Consider the following 15,536-nt stretch of genomic DNA (forward strand, 5'->3'; position numbering starts at 1 on the left):
GTTCGATCGGTACTCACGACATCGCTGACGCACTGACCGCCTCCGGCGTTGAAGTTGCGAAAAGCGAAGTTCGTCTGCCGAACGGCACCATCCGCAACGTAGGTGAATTCGACGTGGCTGTGCACCTGCACGCCGAAGTTGAAGCCACCGTACGCGTTGTCGTGGTAGCAGCTTAAGCAACACCTGATCGGCTGGCGGCTTGTCCGTCAGACGGTTAACATCGGGCACGATCCTGTTTACAGGTCGTGCCCTTTGTCTTTCTGAATTCCCCGTTTTTCCAAACAACACAAGTGGCCATGAACGATATCTCCGCTCCCGAGCAATACGATCTGCAAACCGCTGCCCTGAAGGTGCCGCCGCATTCCATCGAGGCCGAACAGGCTGTGCTCGGTGGTCTGATGCTGGACAACAACGCCTGGGAACGCGTGCTCGATCAAGTCTCCGACGGCGATTTCTATCGACATGACCACCGCCTGATCTTCCGTGCGATCGCCAAGCTGGCCGATCAGAACTCGCCGATCGACGTCGTGACCCTTGCCGAGCAATTGGACAAGGAAGGTCAGACCTCGCAAGTCGGCGGTCTCGGTTACCTCGGCGAGCTGGCGAAAAACACGCCGTCCGTCGCCAACATCAAGGCTTATGCGCAGATCGTCCGCCAGCGTGCGACGTTGCGCCAACTGATCGGCATCAGCACCGAGATTGCCGACAGCGCTTTCAACCCGGAAGGCCGCACTGCCGAGGAAATCCTCGACGAAGCCGAGCGTCAGATCTTCGCGATTGCCGAGGCCCGGCCGAAAACCGGTGGCCCGGTGGGTGTGAACGATTTGCTGACCAAGGCCATTGATCGCATCGACACGCTGTTCAACACTGACAACGCGATTACCGGCCTGTCCACGGGCTACACCGACCTCGACGAGAAAACCAGCGGCCTGCAGCCGGCTGACTTGATCATTGTCGCCGGTCGTCCGTCGATGGGTAAAACCACCTTTGCGATGAACCTGGTGGAAAACGCCGTACTGCGCAGCGACAAGGCCGTGCTGGTGTATTCCCTCGAGATGCCAGGCGAATCGCTGGTCATGCGTATGCTTTCTTCGCTGGGCCGCATCGACCAGACCAAGGTGCGTTCCGGCCAACTGGAAGACGATGACTGGCCGCGCCTGACCTCGGCGGTCAACCTGCTCAATGACCGCAAGCTGTTCATCGACGATACCGCCGGCATCAGCCCGTCGGAAATGCGTGCGCGTACCCGACGCCTGGCGCGTGAGCACGGTGAGATCGGTCTGATCATGATCGACTACCTGCAGTTGATGCAGATTCCAGGTTCCGGCGGTGACAACCGGACTAACGAGATTTCGGAAATCTCGCGTTCCTTGAAGGCCCTGGCCAAGGAATTCAACTGCCCGGTGGTGGCGTTGTCGCAGCTCAACCGTTCCCTGGAGCAGCGGCCGAACAAGCGCCCGATCAACTCCGACCTCCGGGAATCCGGAGCGATCGAGCAGGACGCCGACGTCATCATGTTCGTGTACCGGGACGAGGTGTATCACCCGGAAACCGAGCACAAGGGCATTGCCGAGATCATCATCGGCAAGCAGCGGAACGGGCCAATCGGCTTTATTCGCCTGGCGTTTATCGGTAAGTACACCCGCTTCGAAAACCTGGCGCCGGGCAGCTATAACTTCGACGACGACGAGTAATTTAACGTCCTGAAGGGTCCCATCGCTGGCGAGCCAGGTCCCACAGAGATCGCATCGGTCCTGTGGGACCTGGCTTGCCAGCGATAGGGTCGCCACCAATTTCCGACCACAGCCGTCGGAATGGTCAAAATTTGTGCTATATTCCGCGCCCGCGAAATTCAATGAAAGCCAACACCGGTTATCGACATGCAAGCAGCCAAGCCGTTATTTGACTATCCAAAGTACTGGGCCGAATGTTTCGGGCCAGCGCCATTCCTGCCAATGAGCAGGGAGGAGATGGATCAGCTTGGCTGGGATTCCTGCGACATCATCATCGTCACCGGTGATGCCTACGTCGATCACCCGTCGTTCGGCATGGCGATCATCGGCCGGCTGCTGGAGTCGCAAGGCTTCCGCGTCGGGATCATCGCCCAGCCAAACTGGCAGTCCAAAGACGACTTCATGAAGCTCGGCGAGCCGAACCTGTTCTTCGGCGTCGCGGCCGGTAACATGGACTCGATGATCAACCGCTACACCGCCGACAAGAAAATCCGTTCCGACGACGCCTACACGCCGGGCGGCATGGCCGGCAAGCGTCCGGATCGCGCGAGCCTGGTTTACAGCCAGCGCTGCAAGGAAGCTTACAAGCATGTGCCGATCGTCCTCGGTGGCATCGAAGCTTCCCTGCGCCGTATCGCGCACTACGATTATTGGCAGGATCGCGTGCGCAACTCGATCCTGATCGACGCCAGCGCCGACATTCTGCTGTACGGCAATGCCGAACGCGCGATTGTCGAAGTCGCCCAGCGTTTGTCTTACGGCCACAAGATCGAAGACATCACCGACGTGCGCGGCACCGCGTTCATTCGTCGCGATACGCCGAAAGACTGGTACGAAGTCGACTCGACACGTATCGACCGTCCGGGCAAGGTCGACAAGATCATCAACCCGTACGTGAACACCCAGGACACCCAGGCCTGTGCCATCGAGCAGGAAAAAGGTCCGGTTGAAGATCCGCAGGAAGCCAAGGTCGTACAGATTCTGGCCAGCCCGCGCATGACCCGCGACAAGACCGTGATCCGCCTGCCATCGGTTGAAAAGGTGCGTGGCGACGCCGTTCTGTATGCTCACGCCAACCGCGTGCTGCACCTGGAAACCAACCCGGGCAACGCCCGCGCGCTGGTGCAGAAGCACGGCGAAGTCGACGTCTGGTTCAACCCGCCGCCGATTCCGATGACCACTGAAGAAATGGACTACGTGTTCGGCATGCCCTACGCGCGCGTTCCGCACCCGGCGTATGGCAAGGAGAAGATCCCGGCCTACGACATGATCCGTTTCTCGGTGAACATCATGCGTGGCTGCTTCGGCGGCTGCACTTTCTGCTCGATTACCGAGCACGAAGGCCGGATCATCCAGAACCGTTCCGAAGAGTCGATCATTCGCGAAATCGAAGAGATCCGCGACAAGGTGCCAGGCTTCACCGGCGTCATTTCCGACCTCGGCGGCCCGACCGCGAACATGTACCGCATCGCCTGCAAAACGCCGGAAATCGAATCGGCGTGCCGCAAGCCGTCCTGCGTGTTCCCGGGCATCTGCCCGAACCTGAACACCGATCACTCGTCGCTGATTCAGCTGTACCGCAGCGCCCGTGCATTGCCGGGTGTGAAGAAGATTCTGATCGCCTCCGGCCTGCGTTACGACCTCGCGGTCGAATCGCCGGAGTACGTCAAAGAGCTGGTGACCCACCACGTCGGTGGTTACCTGAAGATCGCCCCGGAACACACCGAGGAAGGTCCGCTCAACCAGATGATGAAGCCGGGCATTGGCAGCTATGACAAGTTCAAGCGCATGTTCGAGAAGTACACCAAGGAAGCGGGCAAAGAGCAGTACCTGATTCCGTACTTCATCGCCGCGCACCCGGGCACCACCGACGAAGACATGATGAACCTGGCCTTGTGGCTCAAGGGCAATGGCTTCCGCGCTGACCAGGTGCAGGCGTTCTACCCGTCGCCGATGGCCACCGCCACCGCGATGTACCACTCGGGCAAGAACCCGCTGCGCAAGGTGACGTACAAGAGCGATGGCGTGACTATCGTCAAGAGCGAAGAGCAGCGTCGTCTGCACAAGGCGTTCTTGCGTTATCACGACCCGAAAGGCTGGCCGATGCTGCGCGAAGCGCTGATCCGCATGGGCCGCGGCGACCTGATCGGTCCGGGCAAGGACCAGTTGATCCCGACGCATCAACCGGCCACCGACAGCTACCAGAGCGCTCGTCGCAAGAACTCGACGCCGGCCGGCAGCCATAAAGTGGCGAAGGAAGGCAAAGAGAAGACCACCAAGATCCTCACTCAGCACACCGGTCTGCCGCCGCGTGCCAGTGACGGCGGTAACCCTTGGGACAAGCGTGAACAGGCCAAGGCGGCGGCGTTTGCCCGTAACCAGCAGGCGGCCAAGGAACGCAAGGACGCTGCGAAAGGCAAAGGGCCGAAGCCGACCCGCAAGCCGGTCGTTCCGCGCTAAGTTGCTTTTTAGCTGAACAGAACGCCAACCTTCGGGTTGGCGTTTTGCATTTCTGCCGTTGGATATATGTAGGCCGCAAGATCCATCCCCCTCACCCCAGCCCTCTCCCCCAAGGGGGGCGAGGGGGAAAGGGAGCAGATCTTCATGCCTTTCAAAACCTGAGTTCGACTCAGGACTTTCAAGTCGGCGCATCTCTTAAATGCACCTCGGTCAATCCCCTCTCCCTCCGGGAGAGGGCTAGGGTGAGGGGGCTCTTCGCAACAGATCTCCATGCTTTTCAAACCTGAGTTCGACTCAGAACTTTCAAGTCGGCGTATCTCTTATATCCACCTCGGTCAGTCCCCTCTCCCTCGGGGAGAGGGTTAGGGTGAGGGGCTCTTCGCAACATTTACGTGCAATCAGCCCAAACCATTTCCCCGCATCGCCCGATTTTGGTGCTGTACTGCCCTGAGCATTCCGGGAAAGCGCCCAAGCCTGTGCATGGCATAAGTCTTGCGCGCTTTCGAATACGCTTAGGCTCGCAGGAGGCACGCCGTGTCGATTCATGTCGCATTGCATCACGTCACGCATTACCGCTATGACCGCGCTGTCGAACTCGGCCCGCAGATCGTACGCCTGCGCCCGGCTGCCCACAGCCGCACGCGGATTCTGTCGTATGCGCTGAAAGTCTCGCCCGAGCAGCATTTCATCAATTGGCAGCAAGACCCGCAGGGTAACTATCTTGCGCGACTGGTGTTCCCCGAGAAGACTAGTGAGCTACGCATCGAAGTCGATCTGCTTGCCGAGATGGCGGTGTTCAATCCATTCGACTTCTTCCTTGAACCTTATGCCGAAAAAATCCCCTTCACCTATGCCGCCGATGAGCGCAAGGAGCTGGCGCCGTACCTCGAAACCCTGCCGCTGACGCCGAAATTCAAAGCCTATCTGGACGCCATCGACCGCACGCCGCTGCCTGCTGTGGATTTCCTCGTGGCGCTCAATCAACGCCTGAGCGAAGACATCGGTTACCTGATCCGCATGGAACCGGGCGTGCAAACCCCGGAGCACACCCTCGAACACGCCTCCGGTTCCTGCCGCGACTCGGCGTGGCTGCTGGTGCAACTGCTGCGTAACCTCGGCCTGGCTGCACGATTCGTCTCCGGCTACCTGATTCAACTGACCGCCGATGTGAAGAGCCTCGATGGTCCGTCCGGCACCGAAGTGGATTTCACCGACCTGCACGCCTGGTGCGAGGTGTATCTGCCGGGCGCTGGCTGGATTGGTCTGGATGCCACGTCCGGGCTGTTTGCTGGTGAAGGGCATATCCCGTTGGCCTGTAGTCCCGATCCGTCCTCGGCGGCACCGATCAGCGGCTTGGTCGAGCCATGCGAATGTGTGTTCAGTCATGAAATGTCAGTGGAACGGATTTGGGAGGCGCCGCGCGTCACCAAGCCTTACACCGATGAGCAGTGGCTGGCGATCCAGGCGCTCGGTCGCCAGATAGACGCCGATCTGCTGGCGGATGACGTGCGCCTGACCATGGGCGGCGAACCGACCTTTGTTTCCATCGATGATCCTGACGGCGCCGAGTGGAACACCGCCGCATTGGGTGATGATAAGCGTCGACTGTCCGCCGAACTGTTCCAGCGCATGCGCAAGCATTACGCGCCGAAAGGCCTGGTGCATTTTGGCCAGGGCAAGTGGTATCCCGGCGAGCAACTGCCGCGCTGGTCGCTCAATTGCTACTGGCGCCGTGACGGCGTGCCGATCTGGCACAACGATGCTTTGATCGCCGACGAGCAACAGGGTTACGGCGCCGATGGCGAATTGGCCGGACGCTTCCTCGCCAGTGTCGCCGAGCGACTGAAGTTGCCTACGCGTTTTGTGTTTCCGGCCTACGAGGACAATTTCTATTACCTCTGGCGCGAGGGCACGTTGCCGAGCAATGTCAGCGCCGAAGATTCGCGTCTGCAGGAGCCGCTGGAGCGTGCGCGACTGCGCAAGGTCTTCAGTCAGGGGTTGAACAAGGTGATCGGCCAAGTGCTGCCGCTGGCACGTACGGCCAAGGGCGATCAATGGCAGAGCGGGCGCTGGTACCTGCGAGACGAGCATTGCCGACTCGTCCCGGGGGATTCGCCGCTGGGCTATCGCCTGCCGTTGGGTTCGCAGCCGTGGGTGAAGGCCGCCGAATACCCGTTTGTTCATCCGCAGGATCAAAATCAGGACTTCCCTGAGCTGCCGGAAATGGCACAGCTCAATAGCCCGGGTGAAGCGGCGACGGCTGACGAACGCGTGCCGAAAATCGACGAATCCGCCGACTGGCTGACCCGCACCGCATTCTGCGCTGAGGCCCGCGAAGGGCGTTTGTACTTGTTCATGCCGCCGCTGGAGCGGGTCGAAGACTATCTGGAACTGGTGGCCGCCATCGAAGCCACCGCCGAAGAACTGCATTGCCCGGTATTGCTGGAAGGCTACGAGCCGCCGAGCGATCAACGCCTGAATAATTTCCGAATTACCCCCGACCCTGGCGTGATCGAGGTCAATGTGCAGCCCTCGGCGACTTGGGACGAATTGGTCGAGCGCACTGAGTTTCTTTATGAAGAGGCGCGCCAGACCCGCCTGACCACCGAAAAATTCATGATCGACGGCCGCCACACCGGCACCGGCGGCGGCAATCATTTCGTGCTCGGCGGAGCGACACCGGCGGACTCGCCGTTTCTGCGTCGCCCGGACCTGCTGCGCAGCCTGATCAGTTACTGGCACAACCATCCGTCGTTGTCGTATCTGTTTTCCGGATTGTTCATCGGCCCGACGTCACAGGCGCCGCGAGTCGACGAGGCGCGCAATGATTCGCTGTACGAACTGGAAATCGCCTTTGCGCAGATGCCCGAACCCGGCGAGGAATGCGCACCGTGGCTGGTCGATCGACTGCTGCGCAACTTGCTGATCGACGTCACCGGCAACACTCACCGTGCCGAATTCTGTATCGACAAACTGTACTCGCCGGACGGCGCCACTGGCCGTCTCGGTCTGCTGGAGCTGCGTGCTTTTGAAATGCCGCCGCATGCGCGTATGAGCCTCGCTCAACAGTTGTTGTTACGGGCGCTGGTCGCACGATTCTGGCGTGAACCTTATGCGCCGCCGAAACTGGCGCGCTGGGGCACTGAGTTGCACGATCGCTTTTTGCTGCCGCACTTTATCGAGCAGGACTTCGCTGACGTCATCGTCGAACTCAACAATGCTGGTTATCCATTGCGGGCCGAATGGTTCGCCGCGCATTTGGAGTTTCGTTTCCCCAAGGTTGGCGATTACGCCGTCAATGGCATCGAACTGGAGCTGCGTCAGGCGCTGGAACCTTGGCATGTGCTGGGTGAGGAGGGCGCGGCAGGCGGCACGGTGCGTTACGTCGACTCATCTCTGGAGCGTCTGCAGGTCAAGCTCAAAGGGCTGCCGCCGCAGCGCTATCTGCTGACCTGTAATGGCGTGGCGGTGCCGTTGCATCCGACCGGGCGTGTAGGTGAATTCGTTGCCGGTGTGCGTTACCGGGCGTGGCAACCGGCCAACTGCTTGCAGCCGACGATTCCGGTGCACGCCCCGTTGGTGTTCGACTTGCTCGACACCTGGATGGGCCGTTCGCTGGGCGGCTGCCAATACCACGTCGCCCATCCCGGCGGGCGCAATTACGAAACACTGCCGGTCAACGCCAATGAGGCCGAGAGCCGGCGGATGGCGCGATTCTTCCGCGTTGGACACACGCCGGGGAAACTTCCTGTACCGAATGTGGAAATCAGTGACGAGCTGCCGATGACAATCGATTTACGACGTTTCTAAGTCCTGCACGACACGCGGATTTTTCGTATATCCGCGCGTCATGTGCCTGCGTTAGTCTGACCGTTCCCTGCTGTCTGCCGAGCTTTCCATGCCTGACCTGCTAGACCGCTACCCGCTGACGGCGGGCACTTATCATGAACTGCTCGACAGCAGTGGCGCGGTGCGCCCGCATTGGCAGCGACTGTTCGATCAGTTGCAGCGCAGCACTCCGGCGCAACTGGTGCAGCGCCAGGCGTTGCTGGCGCGGCAGATTCAGGAAAACGGTGTCACCTATAACGTTTACGCCGATCCGAAAGGCGCCGATCGGCCGTGGGAACTGGATCTGCTGCCGCATGTGATTGCAGCTGATGAATGGCAACAGCTGTCGGCCGGGATCGCTCAGCGTGCGCGACTGCTCAATGCCGTGCTGGCGGATCTCTATGGCCCACAAAAGCTGATCAGTGAGGGGTTGCTGCCGGCGGAACTGGTCTTCGGCCACAACAATTTTCTCTGGCCGTGTCAGGGCATTGCCCCACCGGAAGGGGCTTTTCTTCATCTTTACGCGGTGGATCTGGCGCGCACGCCAGACGGCCGCTGGTGGGTGACGGCTGATCGCACCCAGGCACCCTCGGGTGCCGGTTATGCGCTGGAAAATCGCACCATTGTCTCCCGCGCCTTTCCCGAGCTGTACCGCGACCTGAAGGTGCAGCACCTGGCCGGTTTCTTCCGCACCTTGCAGGAAACCCTCGTGCGTCAGGCGCCGAGCGGCGATGACGCGCCGCTGGTGGTCTTGCTCACGCCGGGGCGCTTCAACGAAAGCTACTTCGAACATTTGTATCTCGCCCGCCAGCTCGGTTATCCCCTGGTCGAGGGCGGTGACCTGACCGTGCGCGATGCTACGGTGTATCTGAAAACCCTCAGTGGCCTGCGTCGGGTGCACGCGATCATGCGCCGGCTCGACGACGATTTCTGCGATCCGTTGGAGCTGCGCACGGACTCGGCGCTCGGCGTGCCCGGTCTGCTTGAAGCGGTGCGTCAGGGCCGCGTGCTGGTGACTAACGCGTTGGGTAGCGGCGTGCTGGAGTCGCCGGGGTTGCTGGGGTTTCTGCCGAAGATCAACCAATACCTGTTCGGCGAAGAACTGATCCTGCCGTCTATCGCCACATGGTGGTGCGGCGAAGCGCCGGTGCTGGCGCAGGCGCTGGAAAAACTGCCGGAGCTGTTGATCAAACCGGCCTTTCCCTCGCAAACCTTCGCCCCTGTGTTTGGTCGTAATCTGAGTGAAAAACAGCGTCAGAATCTAGCTGAGCGCATGCAGGCGCGGCCTTATGCCTATGTTGCGCAAGAATTGGCGCAACTCTCTCATGCGCCGATCTGGCAGGCCGAAAACGGCCTGCTTCAACCGCGGGCGATTGGCATGCGCATGTATGCCGTTGCCAGTGCTGAGGGTTATCGAGTATTGCCCGGCGGTCTGACCCGCGTGGCCGCCGAGGCCGATGCCGAGGTGGTGTCGATGCAACGCGGCGGCGCGAGCAAGGACACCTGGGTGCTGGGTGATCGTCCGCCAAGCGGCGAACAGTGGAAAACCCAACGCAATGTCGGCGTGCATGATCTCGTCCGCCGCGATCCTTATCTGCCCTCGCGGGTGGTGGAAAACCTGTTCTGGTTTGGCCGCTACTGCGAACGCTGCGATGACAGTGCACGGCTGCTGCGGATCATGCTCGCGCGCTATGTCGATGGCGATGACCCGCAAGCCTTGCAAGCGGCGGTCGACCTTGGCGAGCGACTGACGCTGTTGCCGGATGAAGGTGAGTTGCCAGAGCGCTTGCTGGCCGCGCTGCTCGGCGATGACTGGTCGTTCAGCCTGCGCTCCAACCTGCAACGTCTGCAGTGGGCGGCCTCGCAGGTGCGCGGCAAGCTTTCACGGGAAAACTGGCAGGCGCTGGTCGAATTGCAGCGTGAAGCAACGGAACTGGACACCGATGAACCGGATTTCGGCGAGTTGCTGGATTTCCTCAATCGCCTGGTGATGTCGCTGGCGGCGCTGTCCGGTTTTGCCCTCGACGACATGACCCGTGATGAGGGCTGGCGTTTTCTGATGATTGGCCGGCGTATCGAGCGTCTGCAGTTTCTCAGCAGCAGTCTGGCGGCGTTTCTGCGCGGTGCCGGGGCGTTTGATCAGGCCGGTCTGGAGTGGCTGCTGGAACTGGGCAACAGCAGCATCACCTACCGCTCACGTTATCTGGCGGTGGCGCAATTGATTCCGGTCCTCGACCTGTTGTTGCTCGACGAGCAGAACCCCCACGCGGTGTTGTTCCAGTTGAAACTGGTGACTCGTACGTTGAAGCGTTTGAACGATGATTTCGGCGTCCCGCGGGAGGCCGGGTTGCCACGATTGGTCGAACGTCTGGCGCAGTTCGATCTGGGGTGTCTGGAGAATCCGCTGTTCGGCGAATCCAGCGTACGCGCGGCGCTCAATGGTCTGGCGGATTTGCTTCAGGAAATCGCCGAGGCCAGCGGTCAGGTCTCGGATCGTCTGGCCCTGCGCCATTTCGCTCACGTCGATGATGTCAGCCAGCGTACGGTGTCCGTCTGATGAGCGCGCATTACCAGATCCTTCACGACACCTGTTATCACTACGACAGCCCGGTGTCTTTGGCGCAGCAACTGGCGCATCTCTGGCCCCGCGAGTGCACGTGGCAGCGCTGCACCGAGCAGCAATTGCTGATCAGCCCGGAGCCGACCGCGCGCCGCGATGAGCTGGACGTGTTCGGCAATCCGCTGACGCGCTTGGCCTTCGAACGCCCGCATGATGAGTTGCAGGTCAATGCGCGGCTCACTATTGAGGTGCTCGCGCGCCCGACGCTGGATTTCAACCAGTCCCCGGCCTGGGAGCTGACACGGGATGCGCTGACCTACAGCAGTCAGCCGCTGTCCGCCGATCTGCTGGAAGCCTGTCGGTATCGGTTCCAGTCACCCTATGTGCATTTGAAGCGCAGCTTCGTCGAGTTTTCCGATAGCTGTTTTCCAGCGGGCCAGTCGCTACTGCTGTGCGTGCAGGACTTGATGCAGAAGATTTTCAGCGAATTCACTTTCGATGCCGAGGCGACCCAGGTGGCGACACCGCTGGTGGAGGTGCTGGAGCGGCGGCGCGGGGTGTGTCAGGACTTTGCCCATCTGATGCTCGCTTGCGTGCGCTCACGGGGATTGGCTGCGCGTTACATCAGCGGTTATCTGCTGACTCAGCCGCCACCGGGGCAGCCGCGTTTGATCGGCGCCGATGCGTCGCATGCCTGGGTATCGGTGTTTTGCCCGGTGCTGGGTTGGGTGGATTTTGATCCGACCAACAATGTGCAGCCGGCGCTGGAGCACATCACTCTGGCGTGGGGGCGGGATTTTTCCGATGTGTCACCGCTACGCGGGGTAATCCTCGGCGGCGGCAATCACGATCCCGAAGTGCGGGTCACCGTGATGCCATTGGACTGACGCCGATCAAACTGTAGGAGTGAGCCTGCTCGCGATAGCGGTGAGTCAGCAGCAAATATTTCAACTGACACACCGCTATCGCGAGCAGGCTCACTCCTACAAGGGATTTGGGGTGTACTCGAGGGGAAAGGCTGTGAGGGCCGGCAGTGAAACTGCCAGCCCCGTCACAAATCCGCAGGGTCTGATTCGATCATCAAACCCGGTGGGGCTCAGGCGTCGGGCGCCTGATCTTTCGGTGCTTCAGTTGCATCGATTGCATCAACATCATCTTCCGTTGCCACTTCACCCTCAGGGTTCAGTGCTGCTTCTTCAGCGGTTTGTTTCTTGCGCTGAAGCTTTTCCTCTTTCTTCTGTTCCTTTGCCAGGTCTCGTTGACGTTTGGCGAAGGAGTAATTGGGTTTGGCCATGGGCGTTCCTCTTGGTCGAAGGTGAGGTTGAGCGGCGCGTATTCTGCCCTGTATCGGTGCCCGGTGGTTAGCCGGGTTTTTGATCGACCCACTTTGGCGTAACGGTCGGCTTCCAGTTATCCAGGGCATCGAGCAGCGTTTGCGGTGATTCGCTCACTTGCAGCATGTCACGGTGTGGCGCGCGAACGAAGCCTTCGCCGACGATGTGGTCAAGAAATGCAGTGAGTTTGCTGTAAAAACCGTTCACTTCCAGCAATCCCAAGGGTTTGCCGTGGTAACCGAGCTGACCCCAGGTCCAGACTTCGAACAGCTCTTCCAGCGTGCCGAGGCCGCCGGGCAGGGCGATGAATGCGTCGCTGAGTTCAGCCATCCGCGCCTTGCGTGCGTGCATGCCATCGACCACTTCCAGCCGCGTCAGGCTCTTGTGGCCGATTTCCTTGTCCATCAGGCTTTGCGGGATGATGCCGATGACTTCACCGCCAGCGGCCAGCGCAGCATCAGCGACAATCCCCATCAAACCTACGGCGCCGCCGCCGTAGACCAGGGTCAGTTTGCGCTCGGCCAAAGCACGGCCAAGGGCAATGGCGGCTTCGGTGTAAGCCGGATCAGTGCCAGCATTGGCGCCACAAAATACACACACGGATTTCAGAGACATGCCTTCCTCCTGGGTCAATCCGTCACAGGGTAATGGCTGGCACGCCTCGATCCAAGGCCTAAACTTCGCGTTCAGGCGATTCAAAGGTACCGCTGGCGCCACAGGCGTAGGCGGCGAGCAAACTGCACAACAGACCGTTAAAGAACATGACAGGCACTCCGTCTCAGTAGATGCGCCGATCATAGGGCGGGCCGGGGAATCTGGCCGTTAGATTGTCTCGATGAGTGTCATAGCCTGAAAGTTGTATACAATTTTTGACTCAAGTCATAGGAACTTGCGAAGATTTCAGGCAGTCTTTCCACCATTAGTGTTTTTGTTAACCCTGCCTTGGAGATTCACCATGTTTTCCAAAGTTGTTGCGGTATCCCTGCTGGCGCTGGCCAGCAGCCAATTGATGGCTGCCGAGTGCAAAACCACCGTTGACTCCACCGATCAGATGTCCTTCAACACCAAGGAAATCGTGATCGACAAGAGCTGCAAGACCTTCACCGTTGAGCTGACCCACTCCGGCAACCTGCCGAAGAACGTCATGGGCCATAACCTGGTGATCAGTAAAGAAGCTGACATGCAGTCGATCGCTACCGCTGGCCTGGCTGCTGGTATCGACAAGAACTACCTGCCGGAAGGTGACGCACGCATCATCGCTCACACCAAGATCATTGGCGCGAAGGAAACTGATTCGCTGACCATTGACGTGGCGAAGATTGCAGACGGCGGCTACGGCTTCTTCTGCTCGTTCCCTGGCCACATCTCGATGATGAAAGGCACGATTACCGTCAAGTAATTGAGTCAGGCATAAAAAAAGCGTCCCTCGGGACGCTTTTTTGTTTTCTGTAGGAGCTGCCGAAGGCTGCGATCTTTTGATTTTGTTTTTGAAGATCAAAAGATCGCAGCCTCGTTTCACTCGACAGCTCCTACTGGGGCTTGCAACTTACGGCGCAAACGGCATCACGCGTTTGTGATGGGTCTTGTTGTAAGTCGCGACGATGATGTCGAACGCTTCCTGACGCACCGATTCGCCATGCAGGAACGCATCGATCTCGGCATACGTCACGCCATGGGACGCTTCGTCCGGTTTGCCCGGCGACAGATCCTCAAGGTCCGCCGTTGGCACTTTCTCCACCAGCGACTCCGGCGCACCAAAGCTGCGGGCAATCGCCCGAACCTGGTTTTTCACCAGACCGCTGAGCGGCGCCAGATCGCAGGCGCCGTCACCAAACTTGGTGAAGAAGCCCATCACCGCTTCCGCCGCGTGATCGGTGCCGATCACCAGACCGTGCGCCGCGCCGGCGATAGTGTATTGGGCGACCATGCGCATGCGTGCCTTGGTATTGCCGAGCACAAAGTCCACCGACACCGCGTGCTTGCCTTCAAACGCCGCCACTTCACTGGCCAGTGATTTCACCGCCGGGCCGATGTTGACCGTGTGGCGCTCGTCCGGAGCAATGAAGTCCACCGAAGCCTGCGCGTCGTGTTCGTCGAACTGGGTTTCATATGGCAGGCGCACGGCGATGAATTTGTAGCTGTTGTCGCCGGTTTGATCGCGCAGCTCACGCATTGCGCGCTGGGCCAGAAGACCTGCGGTCAGCGAATCGACGCCACCGCTGATACCCAACACCAGCGTCTTGAGCCCGGAATTGACCAGGCAATCCTGAATGAAGGTAATGCGCCGGGCGACTTCGGCCTGCAGGGCCTGGTAGTCGACGAACGGCGGTTGCACCTTGAGCTGCTGCGCAATCTCACGCTGTACGGCTTGCATGAATTCACTCCTTGCTAGATAGACTGGAATCGGCAGGAACCTGGAACACGTGCCGCAAGTAGGCGACGAAATTCGGGTCTTTGCAGTGGGACTTGCCTGGCTCGTCGGAGATCTTCGCCACCGGTTGGCCGTTGCAGGCAGTCATTTTAAGCACGATGCTCATCGGTTCGACACCCGGAATGTCACAGGTGAGGTTGGTGCCGATGCCGAAGCTGACGTTGATCCGACCGTGCAGCGCGCGGAAGATCTCCAGCGATTTGGGCAGGGTCAGGCTGTCGGAGAACACCAGGGTCTTGCTCATCGGGTCGATGCCGAGCTTGTGATAGTGCGCGATGCATTTTTCGCCCCACACCACAGGATCGCCGGAGTCGTGGCGCAGACCGTCGAACAGCTTGGCGAAGAACAGATCGAAATCGCCGAGGAAAGCATCGGTGGTGATGCAGTCGGTGAGCGCAATGCCGAGCAAGCCCCGGTATTCACGCACCCAGCAATCAAGAGCAGCAATCTGGCTGTCGATCAGCCGTGGACCGAGTTGCTGGTGCGCCATGATCCACTCGTGAGCCATGGTGCCCAATGGCTTCATGTCGAGTTCACGGGACAGGTGCACGTTGCTGGTGCCGACGAAACGCCCCGGGAAATCGTGCTTGAGCACGTTCACCACTTCAGCCTGCACGCCGTACGAAAACCGCCGGCGCGTGCCGAAATCGGCGACTTGCAGTTGCGATAGCTCATCGGCCGAGGCGTTGGCGGTCAGCCAGTCGAACTTGCGATAGAGCTGCTCGCGCGCCTGTTCGAGCACGGTTTCACGGTAGCGATAGCGGTTGCGCACTTCGCTGACGATCGCCAGCAACGGCACTTCGTAGAGAATCACGTGCAGCCACGGTCCGCGCAGACGGATGAACAGTTCGCCGTTCTCGATACCGGTGTGCAGATAGCGCAGGTTGAAGCGGAACAGCCCGAGGAAACGCAGGAAGTCCGGTTTCAGGAAGCTGATGCGCTCAAGAAAACTCAGTTGATCGGCACTCAGGCTCAGCTCGGCCAGACGTTCGATCTGATAGCGGATCTCGGCCAGATACGGGCGCAGATCCTCGCTGTTACGGCAACGAAACTCCCATTCGACTTCGACGTTGGGGTAGTTGTGCAGCACCGCCTGCATCATCGTCAATTTGTAGAAGTCGGTGTCGAGCAGGTTCTGCACGATGCGATCGGCAAACACGCTCTCGCTCATAACGGGGTCTCCAGGTGCG

The 15,536-nt window shown here is 59.9% G+C and carries 11 protein-coding genes; 7 read left to right on the plus strand and 4 right to left on the minus strand.

Annotated elements, in window-relative coordinates:
• The 6 genes from ACIPIZ_RS18015 to ACIPIZ_RS18040 form a co-directional block, all read left to right on the plus strand.
• The coding region (locus ACIPIZ_RS18015) for a 50S ribosomal L9 C-terminal domain-containing protein (protein ID WP_401166544.1) at nucleotides 1-176 on the plus strand (176 nt) is incomplete at its 5' end.
• Nucleotides 177-296: 120 nt separating this feature from the next.
• Nucleotides 297-1,694 (plus strand): replicative DNA helicase, encoded by a 1,398-nt coding sequence (gene dnaB / locus ACIPIZ_RS18020; protein WP_008078305.1) that lies wholly within the window; start codon nucleotides 297-299, stop codon nucleotides 1,692-1,694.
• 186 nt (nucleotides 1,695-1,880) lie between these two features.
• Complete coding sequence (locus tag ACIPIZ_RS18025) at nucleotides 1,881-4,193, plus strand: YgiQ family radical SAM protein (protein ID WP_064388640.1); 2,313 nt, start codon at nucleotides 1,881-1,883, stop codon at nucleotides 4,191-4,193.
• Nucleotides 4,194-4,727: 534 nt separating this feature from the next.
• Nucleotides 4,728-8,003: a DUF2126 domain-containing protein gene (locus tag ACIPIZ_RS18030; protein ID WP_401166446.1), complete on the plus strand. Its 3,276-nt coding sequence runs from the start codon at nucleotides 4,728-4,730 to the stop codon at nucleotides 8,001-8,003.
• An 88-nt stretch (nucleotides 8,004-8,091) separates the two neighbouring features.
• The gene (locus ACIPIZ_RS18035) at nucleotides 8,092-10,578 is read left to right on the plus strand and encodes a circularly permuted type 2 ATP-grasp protein (protein WP_253480672.1); all 2,487 of its coding nucleotides are present in this window, start codon (nucleotides 8,092-8,094) and stop codon (nucleotides 10,576-10,578) included.
• Complete coding sequence (locus ACIPIZ_RS18040; RefSeq protein WP_064388647.1) at nucleotides 10,578-11,468, plus strand: transglutaminase family protein; 891 nt, start codon at nucleotides 10,578-10,580, stop codon at nucleotides 11,466-11,468. Before ACIPIZ_RS18035 ends, ACIPIZ_RS18040 begins: the two co-directional genes overlap by 1 nt.
• Nucleotides 11,469-11,677: 209 nt before the next feature.
• Here the strand turns inward: ACIPIZ_RS18040 and ACIPIZ_RS18045 are convergent, their stop codons facing one another.
• Both ACIPIZ_RS18045 and ACIPIZ_RS18050 read right to left on the minus strand, forming a co-directional pair.
• Entirely contained in the window at nucleotides 11,678-11,875 is a 198-nt protein-coding gene (locus tag ACIPIZ_RS18045; protein ID WP_064388648.1) for a hypothetical protein, read from the minus strand.
• Between the two features lie 67 nt (nucleotides 11,876-11,942).
• Nucleotides 11,943-12,530: a TIGR00730 family Rossman fold protein gene (locus ACIPIZ_RS18050; protein WP_064117208.1), complete on the minus strand. Its 588-nt coding sequence runs from the start codon at nucleotides 12,528-12,530 to the stop codon at nucleotides 11,943-11,945.
• Between the two features lie 340 nt (nucleotides 12,531-12,870).
• Here ACIPIZ_RS18050 and azu point away from each other — a divergent pair, with 340 nt between their 5' ends.
• A complete protein-coding gene (gene azu / locus ACIPIZ_RS18055; RefSeq protein ID WP_122661060.1) occupies nucleotides 12,871-13,314 on the plus strand; it encodes an azurin in 444 nt (147 codons plus the stop codon).
• Between the two features lie 147 nt (nucleotides 13,315-13,461).
• Here azu and nadE read toward each other — a convergent pair whose 3' ends face one another.
• Nucleotides 13,462-14,289 carry an ammonia-dependent NAD(+) synthetase gene (nadE, locus tag ACIPIZ_RS18060; RefSeq protein ID WP_122661059.1) on the minus strand — a complete coding sequence of 276 codons (828 nt, stop codon included), beginning with the start codon at nucleotides 14,287-14,289 and terminating at the stop codon, nucleotides 13,462-13,464.
• Between the two features lie 4 nt (nucleotides 14,290-14,293).
• Nucleotides 14,294-15,517, minus strand: coding sequence for a nicotinate phosphoribosyltransferase (gene pncB / locus ACIPIZ_RS18065; RefSeq protein ID WP_401166451.1), 1,224 nt, complete (start codon nucleotides 15,515-15,517; stop codon nucleotides 14,294-14,296).
• Nucleotides 15,518-15,536: the final 19 nt, after the last annotated feature.

This window comes from Pseudomonas sp. NPDC087690, from assembly GCF_044743175.1.
In the GTDB taxonomy this organism is placed as follows: domain Bacteria; phylum Pseudomonadota; class Gammaproteobacteria; order Pseudomonadales; family Pseudomonadaceae; genus Aquipseudomonas.

Coding starts and splice junctions, on each gene's coding strand:
- nadE (WP_122661059.1), bottom strand. CDS start 14,289: ATGCAAGCCGTACAGCGTGAGATTGCGCAGCAGCTCAAGGTGCAACCG.
- ACIPIZ_RS18025 (WP_064388640.1), top strand. CDS start 1,881: ATGCAAGCAGCCAAGCCGTTATTTGACTATCCAAAGTACTGGGCCGAA.
- ACIPIZ_RS18035 (WP_253480672.1), top strand. CDS start 8,092: ATGCCTGACCTGCTAGACCGCTACCCGCTGACGGCGGGCACTTATCAT.
- pncB (WP_401166451.1), bottom strand. CDS start 15,517: ATGAGCGAGAGCGTGTTTGCCGATCGCATCGTGCAGAACCTGCTCGAC.
- dnaB (WP_008078305.1), top strand. CDS start 297: ATGAACGATATCTCCGCTCCCGAGCAATACGATCTGCAAACCGCTGCC.
- ACIPIZ_RS18040 (WP_064388647.1), top strand. CDS start 10,578: ATGAGCGCGCATTACCAGATCCTTCACGACACCTGTTATCACTACGAC.
- ACIPIZ_RS18045 (WP_064388648.1), bottom strand. CDS start 11,875: ATGGCCAAACCCAATTACTCCTTCGCCAAACGTCAACGAGACCTGGCA.
- ACIPIZ_RS18050 (WP_064117208.1), bottom strand. CDS start 12,530: ATGTCTCTGAAATCCGTGTGTGTATTTTGTGGCGCCAATGCTGGCACT.
- azu (WP_122661060.1), top strand. CDS start 12,871: ATGTTTTCCAAAGTTGTTGCGGTATCCCTGCTGGCGCTGGCCAGCAGC.